Origin of the sequence: Bartonella sp. AA23NXGY (assembly GCF_042197165.1) — a bacterium.
Lineage (GTDB): Bacteria > Pseudomonadota > Alphaproteobacteria > Rhizobiales > Rhizobiaceae > Bartonella.
Map to the genome: position 1 here is coordinate 1 of NZ_JBHIRO010000085.1, position 943 is coordinate 943.

At 39.8% G+C, this 943-nt stretch carries 1 pseudogene; it reads left to right on the top strand.

Features of this window, described 5'->3' with window-relative positions:
• Positions 1–943: pseudogene (locus ACFINY_RS09770) on the top strand (hypothetical protein); the annotation flags it as partial.

Genomic DNA, 943 nt, shown 5'->3' on the forward strand with positions numbered 1-943 from the left:
AAAGAGGTTTCTGAAGGAGTAGCACAGGATTCTTTGTTATGGAGCAAGGAAGCCGATGCCTTTGTAGCGCGTCATGAAAAGAGTAAAGAAGAAAAAGGCAGAGCTGTAAGGACACAAGAAAACAGTAGAATTACGTTTCTAGCAAATGGTGAGATTAGCGCTACATCAACAGATGCTGTAACGGGTAGTCAGCTTTTTGAAACGAATGATAAGGTTGTTACTTATTTAGGGGGTAATGCAGCTTTTAATAATGGTGCGTTTACAGGGCCGACCTATAGTTTATCGGAGATTGATAAAGATGGTAAGATAACAGCCAAGCCTTTTACCAATGTTGGTTCAGCTTTTGAAGGACTTGATGATAATATCAAGAATGTGAATGCACGAATTAAGGAAGTTTCTGCAGGTGTTGCGCAAGATTCTTTATCGTGGAGCAAGGGTGATAACGCCTTTGTAGCTCTTCATGGGGAAGGTAAGGACAGAAACAATAGCAAATTGAAGTTTCTTTTAGATGGAGAAATTTCTAAAGGTTCAACAGAAGCGATCACTGGCAACCAACTTTATTCAATGAATCAGACATTTGCTGAGTATTTTGGTGGAGGAGCAGGTTATAATGAAAAGGGAGAATGGGTTGCACCTACCTTCAAGCTTAAAACTGTCAATTCTGATGGTAGTGCTGGTGAGGAAAAGGTTTACAATAGTGTATCGGAAGCATTTGCTGGAGTTGCGAGTTCTATCACGAATGTTCATAATGATGTGACCAATGTTGTCAGTGATAGCCTTGCTAAGCAGGATGATAATACGAAGGTTATCACTATTGGTAAAGAAGTAGAAGGTACAGAACTCAATATCGCAAATAAAGACAAAGGGGATCGGACACTTTCAGGTGTTGGTGAAGCAACAAAGGATAATGAAGCTGTTAACAAAGGTCAGCTTGATAAAAGAT